Here is a 21446-nt window from a genome sequence, read left to right on the forward strand (position 1 = left end):
CTACAAACCAATTTTATAGCACGTAATATTATACGTAAGTCCTGTTTGAACTAAAACATAAAATCTAAAATCGTATTTATGAGAAAATAACAAAAGGTTTGTAGTGAGGACTTTAGTCCTTCATAGATGCGGACTAAAGTCCTCACTACAAACCAATTTTATAGCACGTAATATTATACGTAAGTCCTGTTTGAACTAAAATCTAAAATCTAAAATACTATGGTGAAAGGCAGACGAATTTTAATCGGTGTTAGTGGCGGGATTGCGGCTTATAAAGTTTGCGAAGTAGTTTCAACTTTGGCGAAGGCTGGAGCTGATGTTAAAGTGATTGTTACTGAGGCGGCTGGGGAGTTTGTAACGCCTTTGACTTTTGCTACTCTTTCCCGCCATCCTGCTTTTACTGACAAGGATTTTTGGCAAGCAAATCACGGCCGCCCGCTGCATATTCAACTGGGAGAATGGGCAGAAGTTTTTGTGATTGCTCCTCTGACTGCTAATACTTTGGCTAAGTTGGTGGGGGGTTTTGCTGATAATTTGCTGACAAATACTGTGTTAGCTTCTACTTGCCCAATTTTGCTGGCACCGGCGATGAATACGGATATGTGGGAACAGCCGGCGGTGCAGCGGAATTGGCGGGAAGTGTTGATTTATCGGCGCTATCATGTTGCGAATCCGGGGGCGGGTATGCTGGCGTGCGATCGCGCGGGTGTCGGTAGAATGGCAGAACCTGGTGAGATTTTGCCTCATATTGAGTCGCTTTTGTATACGAAGGGCGATCGAGATTTAGCGGGAAAACGGGTGTTAATCAGCGCGGGAGGAACGCGGGAACACTTAGATCCGGTGCGGTTTATCGGCAATCCTTCGACGGGAAAAATGGGCATAGCTTTGGCGCAAGCTGCACAGCATCGAGGGGCGACGGTGACGCTGGTACACAGTATAACTGGGGAATTGCCGTGGTCAGGCGTGCGGGCGATCGCAGTTACGAGTGCACAAGAAATGCGGCAGGCGATGCTGGAATGCTTTCTGGATGCGGATTTGACGGTGATGGCGGCGGCGGTGGCGGATGTGAAACCGGCTGAGTACAGCAGTGAGAAGTTGCCGAAGCGATCGCTCCCCAATTCTTTACCATTAGCACCGGTAGCGGATATTGTGGCAGAGTTGGGAAGCTTGAAACAGCCGCACCAAAAGCTCATCGGGTTTGCAGCACAAACTGGGGATATTGTCAAGCCTGCATTGGAGAAATTGCGGGCTAAGATGCTGGATGCGATCGCGGCAAACCCGATCGATCAAATAGGCGCAGGTTTCGGCAGCAATACCAATCAAGCAATATTAATTAATGCCGCCGGCAAGCAAGTAGAAATAGCACATTGCAGCAAGCTAGAAATGGCTCACAGATTGTTAGATTTTGTAACGGAAAGACGAGGTTCGTAGTGAGGACTTTAGTCCTTCTTGACTAAACGCAAATAGAAAGGACTGAAGTCCTCACTACGAACCTAATAAAATTGTTATAAATTAGCAGTTTCTGGGGATAATTCTAATTCCATAAATTCCGTTGATTCTGACTCAGCCGGCAACTCAATATCTGCGACACTAATTTCTAGTTTAAATCCTAACACTTCCAGCAATTCTACCAAACTATAAATTTCCGCACCTCCACTTTCTGTCAGCATCTGATCGAGCTTTTCGTGATATTCTTTTGCTGACTCCGAAAGAGCATTCATCCTGATTCTAGCCTCAATCACCTTTCTGATGGCATTTCTCAGGAGTGCGGATTCAGGGTCTTTTTCTTCCAAGATAGCCCCGATAAATCCAGCAGCGTGTTCAGCATCTTTGAGAGATTCAATGAGAGACTCGTAATAGCTATCGCTCGTCGGCATTTTCATTTCTTTCATAGTCTGCTGAATACTCCTTCGCTTTGAGAATATCTTGTTCTTGGGTACTTTTATCCCCACTACAGAGGAGAAGTACAATTGTCTCTCCTACTTGTCTAAAATAAATCCGGTAGCCCGGGCCGTAGTTGATCCTGAGTTCAAAAACTCCTTGTCCTACTGACTTATAATCCCCGAAATTGCCGAGGATAACTCGCTCAAGCCTTGCATCAATCTTAACTTGGGCTTTGCTATCTCGTAGGGAATAGTACCACTCTAAGAACGGAATCCTGCCATCTGGTCGGATGTAACGTCGAATGTCCCTGGGTTGTACTTCCATGATTTTATCTTAATCTTTGCCAATTTCTATAATAAGCACGCGCGGCGTAGCTATCCCGTAGGGAATCGCCACCGCATTCACAAAGCAAATCATACTTAAGACAGAGGCATTCTACCAACAAAATAGTAAACCTTGTTTGAGGAAACAAAGTTTAAATCAAACAGGGATTGTCAATGAATTTTAAATCGATCGCAAAAACCAATCTACTATTCGGAAGCCTAATAATTAGCCTCGGATTGCAAACACTTCCAGCCGCCGCAGCAGTCACCGACGCGCAAGTTTCCGCCCTCGTAGAAGCGCTGCGACAAGCCGCGCCGCCGCAAACCGCAAATGACGGAATGTACAGTCAGTGGCAAGTTTTACCCAACAATATTTCCCGCTGGGCAAAATTTTGTACCAAACAAGATTTAACACCGCAACAATTTGAAGCCGACGCGACAAAAGCCAAATCAATTGTTACCTGTATCGTGGGCGATTTGCTGCGCGACGAATACAAAGCTAGCAGCAACAATGAATTAACCGCTGTACGCCGCGCCGCTTGCTGGTGGATGACTGGGGAATCCGCAGCTTGCAAAAGTGGCGCAACTGCTACTTTTGCGGATAAGGTTGTCAGCGTTTACCAGCAGCAGCGGGCTAAAAAGTAAGGTTTTTGCTGCTAGATGAGTGATTTTTTTGACCGCTGATTAAGGCAGATTAGCGCAGATTAACGCAGATGTGCGATCGGTTTCATTCCCCGATCGCCAATTCATCTTCTTTTAAAATAACTCTTAGCCTAAATCCTAGCGCATCCAATAACGCGATCAAAGTGTAAATTTCATCAGCGCCACTTTCGGAAATAATTTTATCTAGTTTTTCGTGGTGCACCTTAGCTGGCTTTGAGAGATTGTTCGCCCGCAAACGCGCATCAATTACGTCTTGAAATTCCGCCCGCAGCAGTTGAGAATCCGGTGATTCCGCTTCTAAAGCCACACTCAGGTAAGCCGCAGCTTCGGCGGGGTTTTTTAGCGATTCAATTAGTGCATTTAGCCAGCTATCACTGGTTTGCGCTGTCACGTTGTTCATATTCTGCCCAATACTCCTTAGCCTTGAGAATGTCTCGATCTTGAGTGCTTTTATCGCCCCCGCAGAGGAGAAGCACAATTGTTAATCCGATTTGTCCGAAGTAGACGCGGTAGCCTGGGCCCCAGTCAATTCTCAGCTCAAAAACTCCTCCTCCTACTGAACGATAATCTCCCAGATTGCCAAGACTTACTCGTTTTAGCCTATTGTTAATTTTAGCTCTGGTATTGCGATCGTGCAGGGAATCGATCCACTCGGCAAAAGGAACTCTGCCATCACTTATAATATAACGCCTAATTTCCCTCGGTTGTACTTCCATGCTTTTAGTTAAATCTATATATTAGCCTGTGCAGGCTGGTTTGATTAGTCCCGCCACAGGTTTAAATCTGTGGCTGAATTACCCATTTTCCGCCTGACTTCTCATCAACTTCTGCACACTCCCCAACGCCCGATTTAATTCGTAACTCTTTCTTTCCGAATTCTGCAAAAAAGCCTGATGTTCTTCTTCAATCATTAACACATCCTGCCGCACCAAACCATCTAATAATTTTTGAGCCGCACCGAAACAACTATCTTTGATAAACCTGCGAAACCTAACAGGCAATTTGTGCAGCCGCCAAAACGCATTTAATGAGGTAAAATGAATTAAATAAGCGCGAGTTGCTGTCTCGCTTACCGGACAAACTAAGCAGTAAATCTTAAAGTCGCTTCCCAAAGTTGAAACCCAATGCGGGTAAACATAACTCACCTCCAGCGGTTCCGGGTGAAGTCGGCGCAGAGATTTAAAAAACAACTGGGAAATTGACCAAATTTTATCTATTTTGTAATAACTTTGTGCCTGATAGCGAGCTGTTACTTGATGCTCGTCTTCTACTAAAGTATCTAATACTGGATTTGCCCAAGCTTGCAAATCTTCGTGCAAATGTCCGTGGTACATATCCATCAAGTTTTCAATTAAAAATGAATAGTGTGCCTGACAGTCGATGACTGAAACTGTGGCAATATAATTGAGATGTTCCCACTCTGGTAAATCCAGTAAATCTATTTTTTTAGCTTTGGTTTCATCGCCGGGAAACAGCCAAATAAAACCGTTTTGTTCTTGGACTGGATAGGAGTGAATTTTGCAGTTAGGTAGCTTTTGATTGTCTGCTAAATAATCGACTTGGGCGCATTCTCCCATTGCATTTAGTCGCCATCCGTGGTAAGCGCATTCGATTAAATCGCCTTTAATTTTGCCGTGGCTGAGTTTGACTTGTCGGTGCGGGCACCTGTCTTCTAAAGCGTTGATTTTGCCTGCACTGTCGCGGAAAAGCACGATCGCCCGATGCCACAATATCACAGGTAGTGGCTGACTCTGTACCTCTGTGCTGCGGGCGACTGCGTACCATTGCTCCAAATTAATGCTCAACTCGCGGATGTGACTATTTTTTTTCCGCGCAGATACTGATTTTATCCCGTTGTTTTGCATTACAGATTTTCCCAAATCACGCCCATAAAACAATCCAATTTTACAAAATAACAGCCGGGAAAGCAACGGCCGTAAATTTTTTTAAATCTCCCTTCTGACAAATACCTGTCGCTAGCTAAATGCTGCAACCAGCTTGGCGACAATCTAAATTTTAATAATCTTGAAGCATTGCGAAACCCGTATTTAGAACAGTCGGGCATAAAATCTCTTACTGCACCTATTATGTAGCCGAGTGTAGCAGGTGTTTCAACTTCAGATACATTATCTAAAAAGACGACTTTACCCTGCCGATTTAACAAATTTTTAATGACTGAGAGGGTGGCGGGGAGGTTGGGTATGTGGTGAAAAGTGGCAGCGCTAACTATTAAATCAAATTGGCGATCGATCGCTAATTGACTAGCATCCATTTGGATGTATTCGATATTGGGGGCTGAGCGTTTTTGACTGGCGATCTCTAGCATTTTTGCTGAGACATCGACGGCCACGACATTATCGTAATACTTGGCTAATTCAAAAGCCAAAATTCCCGAACCGCAGCCAATATCTAATGCTGCACCTTTGCTGTCAGATAGGTTTTCAATAAAGAAATCGTTCTGGCTTTGCAAGGTGGCAGCGAAATCATATTCTGTTGCAAAAATATCAAAGGCTACAGATTTATTGCAAATTTTTCGGTTACTTTTTAGCATTGATTTTTACCTGAAATTCATTTTATATTTTAACCGCAAATGTACGCGGATAAACACCGATTATCAACAGTTTCCCCGGACATCGGAATTATATTTTTCCGAAGGCAGTGCACTCAGGACTACAAACCAATTTGATCAATAGATCATTGCGAAAAAACAATAGTAGGTTGTAGATACTGTGTTTTTTTGTCCTTACCTATTTAATGGATTTTCAACTGTTAGCAAAGCAAGATACTCGCTTTATTGTAAGATATTTACACTAACTGTAAGGAGCATCGGAAATAATGCGAATTTTAATGATGGGCGGCACTCGGTTTATCGGGGTTTATCTTAGTAAAATTTTAGCAGCACAAGGGCATGAGGTGGTGTTGTTTAACCGGGGTAGTAAGCCTGTACCGGTTGCGGGGGTGAAACAGATTTTGGGCGATCGCACAAATGTCGAGCAATTGCAAGAAAAATTATCGGCGGTTGAGTTTGACGCGGTTTTTGACAACAACGGTCGGGAACTGAGCGATACAAAGCCTTTAGCTGAGATATTTAAGGGGCGGGTGCAGCACTTTGTTTACATGAGCTCTGCGGGGGTTTATTTGAAATCCGATCAAATGCCTCATATTGAAGGGGACGCTACTGATCCGAAAAGCCGACATTTGGGTAAGTGCGACACGGAAAATTATTTGGCCGAGTCCGGTTTGCCTTGGACTTCGATTCGCCCGACTTACATTTATGGCCCTCAAAATTATAACGATTTGGAGGCTTGGTTTTTCGATCGCATTGCGCGCGATCGCCCGATTCCGATTCCTGGTAACGGGATGCACTTCACGCAGTTAGGGCATTGTCAGGATTTGGCGATGGCAATGGCGGCGGTTTTGGGGAATGAAAGGGCGATCGGGCAAATTTATAACGTTTCGGGCGATCGATTTGTCACCTTTGACGGTTTAGCCCGCGCCTGCATCCAAGCTGCCGGCAAATCACCCGATGCTATTAAGATTGTACACTACGATCCGAAACAATTTGAATTTGGCAAAAAGAAAGCTTTCCCGATGAGATTGCAGCACTTTTTTGCCTCAGTTAATAAAGCTGTCACCGAGCTTAACTGGAAACCCGAATTCGACTTAGTTTCTGGATTGAAAGATTCTTTTCAGAATGATTATGTCGTTTCGGGAAGGGACAAAGCAGAGATAGATTTTTCAGTTGATGATGAGATTTTGAAGGCTGTTTAAAGTAAAATTAGACTTGCACACGCTAACCTCAGAAACCCGGTTTCTTCGTATATTTCTCGTTACTGTTCGTAAAACTCGTAGAAACCGGGTTTCTAGCCCATGCGTCTAAACCATGTTAAATAAAAGTAAGGTGCGCCCATAAGCACCCTACGCATCTGAACTTTCAAAGCAAAGATGATTCGCCGACGACTTTACCACTTGTCAGCAGAATATACTGGTATTTTGACAGACTTTCTGCTGTAAAGCCGATCGCAAATTAGTTAAACTGAATCAAATGCAAAACCTCTCCCCCAACCCTTGTTTTACTCCGAAAGGGGAGAAAAACTCGGAAATATCAGGTAAATTTCATGCTTGGAATCACACTCGGCACACGCTACAGCATTATCCGTCACTTGGGAGGCGGCGGATTTGCTCAAACTTATTTAGCTGAAGATAAGCAACTACCAGGTAATCACCTTTGCGTCGTCAAGCAGCTTAAACCTCAAGCAACCGATCCAGAAACTCTACAAATAGCAAGACGTTTGTTCAATACGGAAGCACAGGTTTTGCACAAGTTGGGAAATCACGATCGCATTCCGCAACTTTTTGCTTACTTTGAAGAAAATCAAGAGTTTTATCTCGTTCAAGAATTTATCGAAGGCCATGATTTAAGTCAAGAAATCACGCCCGCTTCTCCGGGAAATGCCGGAGGGATGAAGGAAGATCAAGTTATTTGTATATTGCAAGAAATTCTGGAAATTTTAGATTTTGTCCACCAGCAAAATGTAATTCACCGTGATGTCAATCCCCGCAATATCCTGCGCCGAAATCGAGATAATAAGTTAGTGTTAATTGACTTCGGTGCAGTCAAGGAAATTACTACTCAAATTACTAATCCTCAGCCCAAGAATAGCTTGAGCGTGAGTATCGGTACTCCCGGTTATATGCCCAGCGAACAAGCTCACGGCAATCCCAAACTCAGCAGCGATATCTATGCCACAGGTGCGATCGCAATTCAATGCCTCACTGGCATAACTCCGCACCAAATGGCAAAAGATCCGAATACAGAGGAAATTATTTGGCAGGATAAAGCATCGGTTAGTCCTGAATTTGCGAAAATTTTAGATCGGATGGTAAAATACGATTTTAGGCAGCGTTATTCGAGTGCGGGCGAAACGCTGGAAGCTATTAAAGAATTGAAAAAATCTTTCAGCGGTACTGTTCCGGTATTGCCTCCAGTTGCTGCGAAAAAGCCGCACAAACCGCGCCGAAAACTGTATTTTAAAATCGGGACTATCGCCAGTTTGATTGGCATGAGTATTATAGCATCAATTTATGGTGTCAATACTTTTAATTCTGCCAATGCAACTGACTTGCATAACCGAGGGATTACTCTTTACAATTTAAGCAAATTTGAAGAAGCTCTGGCAGCTTACGATCGAGCAATAACTCTCCGGCCTGACTACGCGGAAGTTTGGCAGGAAAAAGCTAAAACTTTATATGAATTGAAAAAATATAAGGAGTCACAATCAGCCTATGATAAAGCAATAGAATTAAAGCCGGAATATTTGGAGGCTTGGACGGGACGTGGTTATGCTTTGGATAAGTTGCAACAGTCAAAGGAGGCGATCGCATCTTTTGACAATGCTTTGAAAATCCAGCCCGACTATCCCGCAGCCTGGGAAGGCAGAGGCGATGCTCTGTTAGACTCGCAGCGGTACGAAGAGGCGATCGCCTCCTACGAAAAAGCGGTACAATTTCAGCCTAATTTGTACCAGGCTTGGTACAATCGGGGGCAAGCTTACCAAAATTTAAAACAGTACGATCGCGCGGTAGAATCCTATCAACAAGCAGTTGAAATCAAATTCGACAATTCTGATGCTTGGTACAATTTAGGCAATGTTTTCCTAGAGTTGAACAAAAATCAAGAAGCTTTGGAAGCCTACGAAAAAGCCGTGCGGTTTCAGCCAAATTTTTATCAAGCCTGGTACAGTAAAGGCATCGCTTTGCTGAAAATGCGGAGGCATGAAGAAGCGGTAGAATCTTACGAAAAAGCTGTTAAATTAAAACCTGATTCTTCTCAAGCATGGTATAATTTAGGCTGGTCTTACCATGAATTACGCAAATACGAAGCAGCTATTGAGTGTTACAGCAAAGCCTTAGATTTGAACCCGAAAGAATCTCAAGCGTGGTACAATAAAGGTAATGCTCAGTACAATTTGCAGCGGTACGAAGATGCGATCGCCTCTTACAACGAAGCCGTCTATGTCAAGCCAGATTACTCGGAGGCGTGGTACAGCCGGGGTAATGCCCTGGTAGCGGTGAAAAGATTCGGAGATGCGATCGCCTCCTACGACAAAGCAATTCGCTACAAACCCGATTACGGAGCCGCAATCGAAGCAAAAAAACGGGCCGAAAGTCAGCCCGGAATTAGCCCACAGCCGCCCCAAAAACCGTAAATTGTTAATTAGGAAAACCGGGCGAATGGAATTCGCGTCTATACGAGAAAACTGGGCGAATGGAATTCGCGTCTATACAAACAAAACCCGCCGACGCGGGTTGAAGAAAACCGGGCGAATGGAATTCGCGTCGATACAAACAAAACCCGCCGACGCGGGTTGAAGAATTGACCGTGAAAATTACGTTATTTTCTTTAGTCCGCGCACCATCCGGACATCGTTTGTGTAGATGCGGTTTCAACCGTACGTCCGATCTCGGACATCGTTTGTGTAGGCGCGAATTCCATTCGCCGTCTGCATCTCGGACATCGTTTAAATAGACGCGGTTTTAACCGTCATCTGATCTACTTTTACCTAACAGCAGGACTAATTACAGTGACACGGCGACTGTCTACCAACATCGGCCAAAAACCTCGATCGCTCAATGCTTTTACCGCCGCCGTAGCAGCGTTTTGATCCGTTGTATAAGCGACGAATAAAAAGGGACGTTGGCCGTAGGAAGCTAAGCCTACTGGCGTACCTAATGCTTGCTTGACTTGGGCGGCTAATTCCGGTTGATTGAAGTAATCTACTAACACGGCGTAACCGGGGCCGAGGGCTTGGGGATTGAACGCAAGATTGCCCGTCTGGGGATTGGCGATTGGTTCTGAACCTGGTGCGGGCTGGGGGTTGTAGACTGGCAGATTTTGGGGTAATGATGCTGCGGGCGATCGAACTACATAAGCTTGCAATCCCACAATATCTTTGATGTATTTAACCCAATCGCTAGCGATTTGCGAGTCGCGAAAGCCACCAACTCGCGTCACCGTATCGTTGATGTACCGACACACTGTATTATCAGTATTTCCGGGAAAAGAGCGTTTTGCTCTTTCTTGCTGTTCCGGTGTTTTGGTGACAATTAACAGTAGATATTCGTCGGACAGTGGCGGTTCGCAGCTCGACTGAGCGTTAACAGAACTCGATAAAATTGTCAAGGTCAAAAGAGCGATCGTCGTAGCAGAAAATAGGGGAAGAGAGACAAAAATTTTGTACAATTTCCCCGTTATTTTTCCTAGCTTGGCTGTAGATTCTTTTGCTAGTTGATTCATGCTGTCTGTAGCGATGCGAGGGCATCGGGAATATTTGCTGACGGTGCTTGAAACTCACCTGTCAGTACATATTCTAATCGGAGTTTCAACCAGGTAATGAAAACAGGATCGATGGAAATAATGGCTGCTGCCGGTTGAGGGCATTTTGCTTTGACTTGTGCCATTGTCGGCGCTTCTAGAAAAGCTGGCTGTTTGACCAACCAGAAATCTATTTGTTTTTCTTGTTCGTTGTAATTGCGATTTCTTTCTTTAAACACTTCATCAAGGGCTTCTTCTTCTAGCAAAAAGCGTTGGCTGGCTAAAACGTAGTAGTAGGTTTGCATTTTTGTCGGTTGTTAGGGGTTAGCAGTTAACGGTTAATGTCACCTCTACCGGCGATTTTTGTTTGGGTAGGGGCGGTTTGCCGAGTTGCGGCAGTTTGAGAGTTCTAAACTCTTGTGCCGTTTACTTTACCTTATTTGCTGCCATCTTGGTAGATGTAGAGCAAGTTGTGTCTGAAAAATGATTGATGTGAGGGGTTGCGGGAGTTGAGGAGATTTTTTTTATGGCGGTTGATTTTGTCTAAAATTGTAGGAAATGCGCGGGCGTTGACTTCTGGGGAGGAAGTGCCGGCGGATGTGGGGGAAATTGTCGATCGCATTCGGGAACTTCTCCCCAGCAGATTTTCCAGAAACAATTACTGATTTGCAAAATAAATACCCAAATTTGTGAAATATGCCGGGAAAAATTGGTTGAGTTTACGGCGGTGTCATTAAGGTTAAGCAGTATGTATTTGAAGATGGTAAACTGCCAGATATAGCCTTTATCAAAAATATGAGGTACAGGTTGAGATACTTCTGCTTTGCTCAGTACAAGTTGTAAATTCTTCGACTTCGCGGAGGTTGACAAATCTTTTGACAATCTGCAAACATTCAAACAGCAACTAAATAGTTGACCAGAAAGAATTGGTTTAAAGCCTCTCTCTTCTAGGGAGAAATTAAAAGAAGACTATTCCTTACTCCAATCCTCTTCCTGACCGGGAGAGGTCGCTATCAACTGTCAACTGTCAACTGTCAACTGTCAACTGAAATAAACATCTAAAATTTTGCCTCAAGCTTTCATGAATTGGACTTTTGAAAAAAAAACGGATATTCCGATCGCCCCGCACATCCATAAAGCTAGACTAATCTAGAGCTTTACCATAAAAATTTCTCCCCCTTCATGAACATCGCCTACCTAGTCAACCAATACCCCAAAGTCAGCCACAGCTTCGTCCGCAGAGAACTCCTAGCCGTCGAAACTTGCGGCATCAAAGTCGGGCGTTACTCCATCAGATCCTGCGAATCAGAACTCGTAGACGGGGCAGACAAACAAGAACAAGAACTCACCAAAGTCATCCTAGGAGTTGGCGTACAGGGCTTAGCATGGGGTTTACTCCGCACTGCCGCAACTAGACCAATTCGATTCCTCCAAGCTTTGCGCTTAATGTTCAAAGTGGGCTTACACTCAGAACGCGGGATTTTGCTGCATCTAGCTTATTTAGCAGAAGCTTGCATTCTTTTAAATTGGTTTGCAGAATCCGGTACAACTCACGTTCATGCTCACTTCGGTACAAATTCCACAACTGTTGCAATGTTATGTCGCGTGCTGGGCGGCCCTACTTACAGTTTCACGGTTCACGGCCCTGAAGAATTTGATAAAGCTACACTTCTTTCCTTAGATGAAAAAATTAAACGATCGACCTTTGTAGCAGCAGTTAGTTCCTTCGGCAAAAGTCAGCTTTTTCGGTGGTGCGATCGCACTTATTGGTCAAAAATCCACGTCATACACTGCGGCGTCGATGCAGCATTTTTAGCTCACCCCCACATCCCCATACCCGCAGCACCCCGCTTAGTTTGTGTCGGCAGGCTCAGCGAACAAAAAGGTCATTTGCTACTGCTAGAAGCCGCCAGCAAGCTAGCAGTTGAAGGCTTGGAGTTTAAATTGGTATTTGTCGGAGACGGCCCGCTACGGGCTGAAATTGAACAGCAGATTGCACAACTCGGCCTGCAAAATTATATAGAAATTACCGGCTGGGCTAGTGGCGATCGAGTTCAGCAAGAAATTTTAGCTTCCCGCGCAATGGTATTGCCGAGTTTTGCCGAAGGTTTACCCGTCGTAATTATGGAAGCCCTCGCTCTCAATCGACCTGTAATTAGCACTTATGTTGCTGGTATCCCGGAACTCGTAGAACCCGGTGTTTGCGGTTGGTTAGTTCCTCCCGGTTCCGTACAAGCATTAGCTGTGGCGATGCGCGCGGCATTGGAAGCACCTTTAGAAAAGCTAGAAGAAATGGGGAAAACAGGAGCAGAACGGGTAGCGAAACAACACAATGTGGATTTAGAAGCAAAAAAATTAGTAGCGCTGTTTCAAGGATCTATTGAACAATCATTATAAGATAAGAAGACCGGGCGGTTGAAACCGCGTCGATAAAGACAAAACCCGCCTCCGCGGGCTGAAGACAAAGGCGGTTAAAACCGCCGTCTTCTCTTTAGTCCGCGGAGGCGGACATTGTTTGTGTAGACGCGGTTTCAACCGCCGATTCCAAGCTTTTTAAGGAATAGGAACAGATCTCAACAACTTATCAACAATCGTCTTCGCCCTCCTTCCCCCCGCCGGAATCAACCGATGAGAAAGTACGTGCGGTGCTAATTCCTTCACATCATCCGGGGTAACATAATCCCGCCCCGAAATAAACGCCAAAGCCTGAGATGCCCGGTGCAAAGCTACCGCACCACGGGGACTCACGCCCAGAGTAATCTCTTCATCCTCGCGAGTCGATCGCACCAAATCAACAATATACTGCTTCAAAGAACCTTCCACCTTCACACCAGCGCACAAACGGCGCAATTCCTGCACCTCTTCCAAAGAAATACAAGGCTGCAAATCCTCAACTGTAAAAGTATCAGAAAGCCGTTCCAACATTTGCAACTCTTCCAGCGCAGCCGGATAGCCCAAAGTCAAAGACAACGTAAACCGATCCATCTGCGCTTCCGGTAGCGGAAAAGTGCCTTGATATTCGATCGGGTTTTGAGTCGCAATCACAAAAAACGGCGCTGGAACATTCCGAGAAACTCCATCTACCGTCACCTGCTTTTCTTCCATCACTTCCAGCAAAGCTGATTGAGTTCGCGGTGTCGCCCGATTAATTTCATCCGCCAGCAAAACATTAGCAAAAACTGGGCCGGGCAAAAACTCAAACTTGCCGCTGCTAGGATTCCAAATATTAGTACCCGTGATATCGGTTGGTAACAAATCGGGAGTACACTGAATCCGCTGAAACTTCCCATCGATCGATCGCGCCAAAGACTTCGCCAGCAGCGTTTTTCCGACACCAGGTACATCTTCCAGCAGCGCGTGTCCGCCGGAAAGCACGGCTACTAGCACCAAGCGAATAGCATCCGCTTTGCCGACAATAGTTTTGCCTAGATTTTGTTTGAGCCGCTCAATATGTTCTCTCATATCCCTGATTTTTAATTGTTAATTGCTAGTCGTTCAATTGCTTGTTCTTTTATTCCTAGTTCCTCTCAGCTAGGACTTCGTTTGTGTAGTAGCGATTTCAATCGCCCAAGCAAAACTGTACACAATGAATTGATAATTAGGACGGGCTAGAAGCCCATCCCACAATTATTTTCCTTGTGGGATGGGCTTCTAGCCCGTCCGAAAATTGGATTAAAAGGACTTTGGCAATCTTGTCTATTAACCATTAGCAGCTAACACCTTTCTAGCAACATCACAATCTGCCTGAATTTGATTTTTTAGAGCATCCAGAGAAGCGAATTTTTGTTCTGGTCGCAAAAATTCTATCAAACTTGCGCTCAAGGTTTGACCGTACAAATCTCCAGACCAATCTAACAGGTGAACTTCTACAGTGAGTTGCAGGCCGTCTACCGTTGGGCGGCGGCCAACATTCATCACCCCATTTATGAATGATACATTTGATGATCGATCGGGAATTAGAGATTTGGGATTTTCCCACTTATAGGAAGAACTTTCATCTTTGATGATTCCGCCTCCATCCTTCACCGAGACTCGCACCGCGTACACGCCAAAACAGGGCAAAAATTTTTCCGGTGGTAGTTCGATATTAGCAGTCGGAAATCCGATCGTCCTCCCCAGCCGCTGTCCGCCAACTACAGTCCCGACTAAACTGTAGGGTCTCCCTAGTAACTTATTCGCTTTTCTGAGGTCGCCGGATGCCAGACCTTCGCGGATGGCGGAACTGCTGATCCGATCGCCCTCAGCGCAATTGTGCAGGGGTATCAGCGCAACATCAATACCATAGCTAGAGGCGATCGACTGCAAATCCACAGCCGTCCCAGCGCGTCCCCGTCCGAACCTAAAATCAACCCCCACACTAATTCGACTCGCTTGCAGTTGTCGCACCAGAATTTCCTCGACAAACTCAGCAGCAGTCAAAGCCGCCAATTCTCGATCAAACGGCAGCAGGACAAGTTGCTCAACACCCATTGCTGCGAGCAATTCTACCTTTTCTGCCAGAGGCGTCAGCAGTTTTTTGGGTTGACCTGTAAAAAATTCTTGCGGGTGGGGATTGAATGTCACCACAGTAGCGTAAAGCCGATCGCCCGCAGCAGAATTATGACCAGAGAGGCTGTTGCCCTCGGCTTTTGTCTGCGCGATGGAACCATCAAAATTCAGGCGGTTGTCGGATCTCTCAAGCAGTGCTGCTGAGTCGTTGTCCCATGTCGCCGGATGTTCGCCCACAAAATTTTCATCTGTGCCAGCCTGTGAGTGCCAGCTTTGATCCGTTTGAGAAACCGTCGCAGAACTTGACCCAGGCGATCGATTTAAAATTGGCTGCACAACTTGTCGATGCCCTAGGTGCAAACCATCAAAGTTTCCCAAGGCAACGGAAGTTGGAGTCAGAGCAGCGGTAGAAGAAGAAGTTATCCACACGCTTAAGATTTTGACACACTTAGCCAGATTGCGATCGCCAGTCGATTTTAGATTTTAGATTTTAGATTTTAGATTTGACTCCACAGAATCGATCTGGGAGTTAGAACTTCGATCTAAACTTTTTGGTTCTCTACAACTTAAGCCGGGGCTTGTATCCGTCTTTGAGTGAGGTCAGCCTTAGCTTTAATTGGAGATTTCAGGCCTCAAGATTTCAGAACCATCTGGCAATCTCAAATCCATCAAACAGGCACTTTAGGCGCTTCCACCGACTGTTCAGACAAATCCTTGTTATGAGGAGGCAGCAACTGTAACGACAAACCTTCCCGCGCCATCAAACTGTTCGGGAACCTTTGAGCCACTTGCTCTCCCACCTTGTCTAAAAACTCGTCATTGTGCAGCGGGTCGTGGTGAAAAATCACCAACTTTTTGACATTAGCAGCCTTTGCCACCTTCACGGCTTCCTGCCAAGTCGAATGTCCCCAACCAACCCTGCTAGACTTTTCCGAATAATACTCCTCATCCGTATAAGTAGCATCGTAGATCAGCACCTCAGCATCGCGAGCCAAATACAGCACATTTTCGTCCAAACGATCGGGAAAGTGTTCGGTATCAGTCACGTAAGCAGCCGCATATCCCCGCCAGTTGACGCGGTACCCCATAGCTTCTCCGGGATGGTTCAACAAAGCAGTTTCCACCTTAATCTCTCCGATTTCCAGCGGTTTGCCCACTTCGATATCGTTAAATTTCAGGTCTGCCCCCATAATTTGCAGGGGCACCGGAAAATTGGGGTGCAGCATCTGGTCGTTGAGCCGCTGCTGGATAGTAGCCTTATTCGGAGCAACAGCCCCATAGATGTGAAAACAATTGCCCTTGACAAAAGCTGGGACAAAAAATGGGAATCCTTGAATGTGATCCCAGTGGGAGTGAGTAAAAAACATATGAGCTTCTACAGGCATCTGCGACAGGAGAGTTTGTCCCAAAACCCGCAATCCAGTACCGCCATCGAAAATTAGGCGGCTGTCACCCACTCGCATTTCTATACAGGGTGTATTGCCCCCGTAACGTACTGTTTCAGCTCCGGGAGACGCTATGCTACCTCTAACGCCCCAGAAGTGAACCGTAAATTGGTTTTGCATACTAGACATGGGTTTTCCTGCAAGATTGTTCCGGCGAGCCATCGATAAGATATTTACATATTAGTAAGGGCTTGTGCGATCAAACCCAAGCTTTTTGACGGTCGAGTTCCCCACTTGTGAGAATTGCCAAGAGTCTCGCTTCCCAGAAAATGCAAAACTGTTGGGCTTGATAACTGAGGAATAAATTACAAGTTGACTGATCAAGTCTTGATCGTAACTATTCTTTTTCTGTCTTCACTAGCCTAACCCCTGTAGACACACTTTGGGGTAGCAGTTTTACCTGATTCTCATCTGGCAGCCACTGTTTTCGGGCTTCTGCACTTCCCGATCGCCCCAGCACGGTTGGTTATTGGTGCTGTTGCTTGATATCTAGTCCGGTCGATCGACCGTAATATCCAGTCCCTGGGCGCGTTTAGGCCAATATTTGGCAGATATTGCCGATCGAGCGTGACTGCGAGTCCCTACAATAATTACAGTTAATTTTAACGGACTTGAGACCATCGGCCCATCAAACCCCTGCCCCAAGTGTGAGGGACTGCTGTTAATTTAACGAACCTCATCAGTCAAGTTGATTTCCAGAGGATTATTCGGCAGGCGATGCCGCCATCCTTGGAACTATTGCTGTCTGCTGCCGATTGACTGGAACTTTTGCCCGATCGCTCCCTCAAATAAACAGGAAATACTGTGCGGTCGTACTCGATCGAGGTCGTGCCAACTTAATGCCCTACCTGAAAAAATTATAGCTGATGGCAACGCATCTATTTGTTGGCAACGCTCAACTCCAAATCAACTTTTGTTCTAGTTTGGGAGGGCGATCGACATTTTATTCAAAAATCTTAGCAGATGAGGCTGGGTTCACTGCTTGATAGCGATCTGGACGGACAGCAGCAGGTGCTGGTAACAGCATCCAAACAGTATTATTTGATTAATCGCAGGATCACTCCTCAACTGTAGCCCCGCGATCCCAACCACGATCGCAGTCAGTTATTCCCAATTTTGCAATTCTTTAATCTAAAATCGAAAATGGTATGACACCGGGGGGCGCGAGATCCCAGACTCTTGGCAAAAGGCTAAATTTTCGTCGTGCAGTTTTCGGCGGATGAATTCCAGCACTCAAAATACCCGAAATTTCTGAAATTTTCAATTTTTGTGTTTTTTGCCTGTACCCAACTCCGATCGCCTTTGCTCTCAAGAATCAGTCAGAAATATTCGCGCGCTACCTGTCGTGCTTTTCCCAACTATCTTCAATCACTCTTTTTGAGGCAATTATTTCTCAGGATTCGACGCATTTGTGGTACTCACCACGAGTTGGAATTTGTGGTATTATAAAGTCTCACACTCTTGTTTAGAAAAAATCAAAATCTGTGCAAAAGAAGCCTAAATAACTTAAAGTTATTTGTGAAAAAAAGTAAGTATGAATCAATTTAAAAAAACTACAGACAAGCTGAATCAAACGGTAGTGAAAGATTCCGATCGCACTTGGGAACTCGGTCAGCGACGATCCATCGACTTGTCCTTAGAAATGACTGATGCTGGAGCTTTAAGGACATTTAGTCGAGAGGATCGCCCGCAGGAAATCCCCAGAACTGCCGAAAAAAAGCGCCGGAGGGTTGATGGCAAGACCGATCGAACTCGATCGCCTGTGGTTTCTAGCGCCTTTCTCAAGTGGCTGCTAGCGCGTTTGAGTCGATCGAAAGGTGGGCTGGTGGCTTTTACTTTTACCTTGGCAGCAGTTTGGGGGTGGTGGAACAGTCAGTTATTGTTTTCGACAGGCCTGGGAATCGCAGCGATGATGATGGTTTACCGAGGGCAGTCGGGGGAATGGCAATTGCTGCGATCGAAAGCCGAGCAATTTTGGGAGGGCCCGAACCGCCGGTTGGTTTTAGCGGTGGCTGCCGGCGGGATTGCTACTTTGGGGGCTTACATGAGTTTGGCGATTTGGGAAGACTCCCAGAGCCACTGGATGGCTTTGAGCCTGATTTTGCAAAATTTTGGCACGATCGCGATTGCAGGGCTGTTGCTGCGCCAAGCGCTGAGTCTGGGCGCCTCAAAAAAAGATGAAGCAGCGATCGATCGCATCTTCGCAGATTTGACTGATGCTGACCCCGTGAAGCGTTTGATTGCAGTGCGACAAATGACTGATTTGGTGAATCAGGGTGGGTTTCACCGTGTGACTTCTGTCAAAAGTTCGAGCACTCGTTCCCGCGCTGCTGAGTGCTTTCGCCTGATGCTGAGTCGGGAACCCGAAGCTTTAGTCCGCAATGCCCTTCTGGAAGGTTTGCAGACTTGGGACGATACTTATGGAATTGTTTTAGAATCCAAAAATAAAGTCATCGACTATTAGCTGACCGTCAAAAGCATAAAAACTAATGCGATGAATGTTCGGGGCTTTGACGCGCAGGGGTGTGTTAGGGGCGATCGGAGAATTAGACCCTGCCAGATTCGGCGCCGGCATTTCATCCTGAACTATCAGGTTGCCGTTGATGTCGGAAGCAGATAAAACCGTTCGCCGCGAACTGGTGACAAGTCCTGCAACGCTACGGACTGGATACTTGAAAGTTACTTCTATCAGTCCGCTTTTTGGGGCTCCCATTAACACTGTTGACCCAGAAACTGTGAGAAATGCTGGGTTTGAAGGTTGGATGGCGACGGCATTGCTAAAAGTCACTCCCCAATGGGCAAACTGCTGTTCTACTACTTCAAAGCATTTCAAGTCTTCTAATGCTAGGCGAACCATTGCCGGTGCGCTGACGCGCGATCGCGCATCTAACCCTGCGCCCGATCGTTCTGGAGTGGCGACAAATGACTGTTTGCCGTTTAAATCCATGCTTCTACAGGCAGTATCAAATTCTGCAAACCCGTCAGCTAGAAGACTTTTTGCATCAACCATAAAACCCTCGCGATCCCGTTTCCTAAGCAGTTGCATTTTTTGTAGATCTCCCTGATATTAGTTGTTTATTGTGTTTTGGCATTTAGAATGGCGAGACTCGCGATTGCCTTGCCCTGCAATCAGAGGTATCGAAAACCCATCGCCCGCCTTCCCACAAAAACCTTCGACCTTAAAAGGCACTGTTCCGTAAAATATGGTGATTAATTATTCGTGATTGGCTGTCGGCTGTAAAACCTGCCTTGCTTAAAAGCGATATCTAATACTCCTGCTTTCCGAGTGCCTGCTTTCGGGGTCGGCGAACCGACTTTTTTGTGTTGAGGGGTCTCACCCATCATTTTGTTATTATCTCCGATCGGGAGTAGTTTGCAAGGGTGAGGATAACTGCACAGCCGAAGCGCGCCAATCATAAAACTTAGTTGCTGTCTGTAGTTTCAGGTTTCACTTGTACTAAAATAGATTGAAATCAATACTGAATCTTTACAAAAACGACGCCAGCTTTGCAATTTTTTTAAATAAAGACCAGGCGGCGGACTAAAATCTAAAATCTAATAGCGATTGAGGCTTATTTATGCTTGTTCCTCTCGGCTTCGGTCAGCGATCGATAGTTACTTCTCTCGGCAGAATGGTATATTACACTGCCGAAAAAATGCCTTGGATCGGATTGCCGAACTCAAATTCGGCAAATCTACCGAATTTGGTATTTTTTCACGGTTTTGGGGGCGGATCGAGTGCCTACGAATGGTCGAAAGTTTATCCGGCTTTTGCAGCGGAATATCGAGTCTTAGCACCGGATTTAATCGGTTGGGGGCGATCGGAACATCCGCCAAGAAATTATCAGGTTGAGGATTATATCACAACTTTGATTGAATTTATAGAAAAAACTTGCGGCAGTCCGACGGATGTGATAGCTTCTTCGCTGACGGGGGCGATCGTGATTCGAGCTGCGATCGCCCGCCCGGATCTGTTCAAATCCCTTATTTTGACAATTCCCAGCGGTTTATCGGACTTCGGACAGGATTACGGCAGCAGTTTCTTCGCGAAGCTAGTCAACACGCCGATTTTAGACCGATTGCTCTACAGTACGGGCATCGCCACAGACGGGGGTATTCGCAGCTTTTTAGAACAACGCCAATTTGCCGATTCCCGTCGAGTTTACCAAGAAATTGTCGATGCTTATCTGGAATCTGCTTTGGAACCAAATGCAGAATATGCGGCCTTGTCTTTTGTGCGGGGAGATTTGTGTTTTGATTTGTCGCTGTACATCACTCAGCTAACAACGCCGACTGCGATTATTTGGGGTGACAAATCTCAGTTTACTAGCCCGGAGATTGGCCAGCGGTTGGCTAATCTCAACCCGGAAGCAATCAAAGTTTTTCAAACTCTGGAAAATGTGGGTTTGACTCCGCAGTTGGAAGTTCCGGCTGTGACTATTGGTTTAATTCGGCAGTATTTAAGGTTGCTTTCGGAAGGGTAAAGAAGTTCGGCAGCGGATTCTGTAGCGGATGTAACGGATGCAGGTGAGGCAACGGATTTTTTAACGAATTTAACGGATTGATCTTGAAGTCAGAAGTCAAAAGTCAGAGGGAAGAAGGAAGATTAATTCCCAATTCCCAATTCCCAATGTCAACTGTCAACTGACAACTGACAACTGTCAACTGACTATTCTTTGACTCGCACGTCGATGACGCTAGCATTGAAAATGTATTTTTTGCCTTCAAGTTCTAGGGTAGTGCCAATTTTGACTTTGGTATTTCCTAAAACTGGGCCGTTTTCAGTCAGTTGACCTTTTCCCTCTAGGGTAAACATCATATTTCTGCTGAAGGATTCTTCTTCTCTGGGATCGGGTAGAGCTTTGAGACTGCCGTTGGGCTGGGGAACTGCTAGGGTTCTGGTGATAGTTTTGACGGATTTGATCGTAATCTGACCGGAGGGCTGGTTGCGGATCACTACGTTGATTTTATCGCCGGCTTTGAACAATTCTGGAAAGTTGGTGCCTTTGAGTCCGATCGCAATTGCATCGATCTCTACAGGTTTGATGCTAGCGCCGACTTGGGCGACGGAACCGCCGGAAGTGCCGGGAAAGAAGAAGATGCCGACTGCAACTAGCAGTACAATCATCGCGGCACCTACGTCTAGAATGCTGAGTTTACCGAACAACCGGCCTTGAGAATCCAAAATTTTCATAAATCGCTTAATTGACTGACAGCGACAGGAGTATCTGTACAAGCCAAAAGATATTACCACAACGATCGCCCAAAATCCGCAGGACTTGGAGAGTGGCGGAGTGGGGGAGATGGGGAGATGGGGAGATGGGGAGA

The 21446-nt window shown here is 45.8% G+C and carries 21 protein-coding genes; 8 read left to right on the plus strand and 13 right to left on the minus strand.

Going from position 1 to position 21446, the window contains the following annotated elements; translation table 11 throughout:
* Window positions 1-219: 219 nt before the first annotated feature.
* Window positions 220-1431: a bifunctional phosphopantothenoylcysteine decarboxylase/phosphopantothenate--cysteine ligase CoaBC gene (gene coaBC, locus K4039_RS24440; RefSeq protein WP_265239109.1), complete on the plus strand. Its 1212-nt coding sequence runs from the start codon at window positions 220-222 to the stop codon at window positions 1429-1431.
* Window positions 1432-1505: 74 nt separating this feature from the next.
* Here coaBC and K4039_RS24445 read toward each other — a convergent pair whose 3' ends face one another.
* Both K4039_RS24445 and K4039_RS24450 read right to left on the minus strand, forming a co-directional pair.
* Complete coding sequence (locus K4039_RS24445) at window positions 1506-1892, minus strand: DNA-binding protein (protein WP_265239110.1); 387 nt, start codon at window positions 1890-1892, stop codon at window positions 1506-1508.
* Window positions 1861-2208: a type II toxin-antitoxin system RelE/ParE family toxin gene (locus tag K4039_RS24450; RefSeq protein WP_265239111.1), complete on the minus strand. Its 348-nt coding sequence runs from the start codon at window positions 2206-2208 to the stop codon at window positions 1861-1863. The genes K4039_RS24445 and K4039_RS24450 overlap by 32 nt, the downstream gene beginning before the upstream one ends.
* A 173-nt stretch (window positions 2209-2381) precedes the next feature.
* On the opposite strand from K4039_RS24450, the gene K4039_RS24455 reads away from it, so the two are divergent.
* Window positions 2382-2852, plus strand: coding sequence for a hypothetical protein (locus K4039_RS24455; protein ID WP_265239112.1), 471 nt, complete (start codon window positions 2382-2384; stop codon window positions 2850-2852).
* Between the two features lie 82 nt (window positions 2853-2934).
* On the opposite strand, the gene K4039_RS24460 is transcribed toward K4039_RS24455, so the two are convergent.
* From K4039_RS24460 to K4039_RS24475, 4 genes are all read right to left on the minus strand, one after another.
* On the minus strand, window positions 2935-3270 hold the full coding sequence (locus K4039_RS24460; RefSeq protein WP_265239113.1) for a DNA-binding protein: 336 nt from the start codon (window positions 3268-3270) through the stop codon (window positions 2935-2937).
* Window positions 3242-3586 carry a type II toxin-antitoxin system RelE/ParE family toxin gene (locus K4039_RS24465; RefSeq protein ID WP_265239114.1) on the minus strand — a complete coding sequence of 115 codons (345 nt, stop codon included), beginning with the start codon at window positions 3584-3586 and terminating at the stop codon, window positions 3242-3244. The genes K4039_RS24460 and K4039_RS24465 overlap by 29 nt, the downstream gene beginning before the upstream one ends.
* Before the next feature lie 78 nt (window positions 3587-3664).
* The gene (locus K4039_RS24470; protein ID WP_265239115.1) at window positions 3665-4735 is read right to left on the minus strand and encodes an aromatic ring-hydroxylating dioxygenase subunit alpha; all 1071 of its coding nucleotides are present in this window, start codon (window positions 4733-4735) and stop codon (window positions 3665-3667) included.
* Complete coding sequence (locus tag K4039_RS24475; RefSeq protein ID WP_265239116.1) at window positions 4735-5421, minus strand: bifunctional 2-polyprenyl-6-hydroxyphenol methylase/3-demethylubiquinol 3-O-methyltransferase UbiG; 687 nt, start codon at window positions 5419-5421, stop codon at window positions 4735-4737. The genes K4039_RS24470 and K4039_RS24475 overlap by 1 nt, the downstream gene beginning before the upstream one ends.
* Window positions 5422-5705: 284 nt before the next feature.
* Here K4039_RS24475 and K4039_RS24480 point away from each other — a divergent pair, with 284 nt between their 5' ends.
* Window positions 5706-6641, plus strand: coding sequence for an NAD-dependent epimerase/dehydratase family protein (locus K4039_RS24480; RefSeq protein WP_265239117.1), 936 nt, complete (start codon window positions 5706-5708; stop codon window positions 6639-6641).
* Between the two features lie 347 nt (window positions 6642-6988).
* The gene (locus K4039_RS24485; RefSeq protein WP_265239118.1) at window positions 6989-9079 is read left to right on the plus strand and encodes a serine/threonine-protein kinase; all 2091 of its coding nucleotides are present in this window, start codon (window positions 6989-6991) and stop codon (window positions 9077-9079) included.
* A 350-nt stretch (window positions 9080-9429) separates the two neighbouring features.
* On the opposite strand, the gene K4039_RS24490 is transcribed toward K4039_RS24485, so the two are convergent.
* Both K4039_RS24490 and K4039_RS24495 read right to left on the minus strand, forming a co-directional pair.
* Window positions 9430-10167, minus strand: a complete 738-nt coding sequence (locus K4039_RS24490) for a hypothetical protein (RefSeq protein ID WP_265239119.1) — start codon at window positions 10165-10167, stop codon at window positions 9430-9432.
* Window positions 10164-10490 (minus strand): MgPME-cyclase complex family protein, encoded by a 327-nt coding sequence (locus tag K4039_RS24495; protein WP_265239120.1) that lies wholly within the window; start codon window positions 10488-10490, stop codon window positions 10164-10166. The genes K4039_RS24490 and K4039_RS24495 overlap by 4 nt, the downstream gene beginning before the upstream one ends.
* Window positions 10491-10724: 234 nt before the next feature.
* Between K4039_RS24495 and K4039_RS24500 the strand changes: the two genes are divergently transcribed.
* Both K4039_RS24500 and K4039_RS24505 read left to right on the plus strand, forming a co-directional pair.
* Window positions 10725-10850: a hypothetical protein gene (locus tag K4039_RS24500; protein WP_265239121.1), complete on the plus strand. Its 126-nt coding sequence runs from the start codon at window positions 10725-10727 to the stop codon at window positions 10848-10850.
* Between the two features lie 517 nt (window positions 10851-11367).
* Window positions 11368-12582 (plus strand): glycosyltransferase family 4 protein, encoded by a 1215-nt coding sequence (locus tag K4039_RS24505; RefSeq protein ID WP_265239122.1) that lies wholly within the window; start codon window positions 11368-11370, stop codon window positions 12580-12582.
* Window positions 12583-12738: 156 nt separating this feature from the next.
* On the opposite strand, the gene K4039_RS24510 is transcribed toward K4039_RS24505, so the two are convergent.
* From K4039_RS24510 to K4039_RS24520, 3 genes are all read right to left on the minus strand, one after another.
* Window positions 12739-13647: a MoxR family ATPase gene (locus K4039_RS24510; protein WP_265239123.1), complete on the minus strand. Its 909-nt coding sequence runs from the start codon at window positions 13645-13647 to the stop codon at window positions 12739-12741.
* 237 nt (window positions 13648-13884) lie between these two features.
* Complete coding sequence (locus K4039_RS24515; protein WP_265239124.1) at window positions 13885-15102, minus strand: bifunctional riboflavin kinase/FAD synthetase; 1218 nt, start codon at window positions 15100-15102, stop codon at window positions 13885-13887.
* A gap of 239 nt (window positions 15103-15341) precedes the next feature.
* Window positions 15342-16247 (minus strand): MBL fold metallo-hydrolase, encoded by a 906-nt coding sequence (locus tag K4039_RS24520; RefSeq protein WP_265239125.1) that lies wholly within the window; start codon window positions 16245-16247, stop codon window positions 15342-15344.
* A 1405-nt stretch (window positions 16248-17652) separates the two neighbouring features.
* Between K4039_RS24520 and K4039_RS24525 the strand changes: the two genes are divergently transcribed.
* Window positions 17653-18582: a hypothetical protein gene (locus K4039_RS24525; RefSeq protein ID WP_265239126.1), complete on the plus strand. Its 930-nt coding sequence runs from the start codon at window positions 17653-17655 to the stop codon at window positions 18580-18582.
* On the opposite strand, the gene K4039_RS24530 is transcribed toward K4039_RS24525, so the two are convergent.
* Window positions 18550-19128: a hypothetical protein gene (locus K4039_RS24530; RefSeq protein WP_265239127.1), complete on the minus strand. Its 579-nt coding sequence runs from the start codon at window positions 19126-19128 to the stop codon at window positions 18550-18552. The genes K4039_RS24525 and K4039_RS24530 overlap by 33 nt on opposite strands.
* 568 nt (window positions 19129-19696) lie before the next feature.
* Between K4039_RS24530 and K4039_RS24535 the strand changes: the two genes are divergently transcribed.
* Window positions 19697-20602, plus strand: coding sequence for an alpha/beta fold hydrolase (locus K4039_RS24535; protein ID WP_265239128.1), 906 nt, complete (start codon window positions 19697-19699; stop codon window positions 20600-20602).
* Window positions 20603-20787: 185 nt separating this feature from the next.
* Here K4039_RS24535 and K4039_RS24540 read toward each other — a convergent pair whose 3' ends face one another.
* Complete coding sequence (locus tag K4039_RS24540; protein ID WP_265239129.1) at window positions 20788-21312, minus strand: DUF4330 domain-containing protein; 525 nt, start codon at window positions 21310-21312, stop codon at window positions 20788-20790.
* Window positions 21313-21446: the final 134 nt, after the last annotated feature.

Source organism: Lyngbya sp. CCAP 1446/10 (assembly GCF_026130175.1).
Taxonomy (GTDB): domain Bacteria; phylum Cyanobacteriota; class Cyanobacteriia; order Cyanobacteriales; family Microcoleaceae; genus Microcoleus.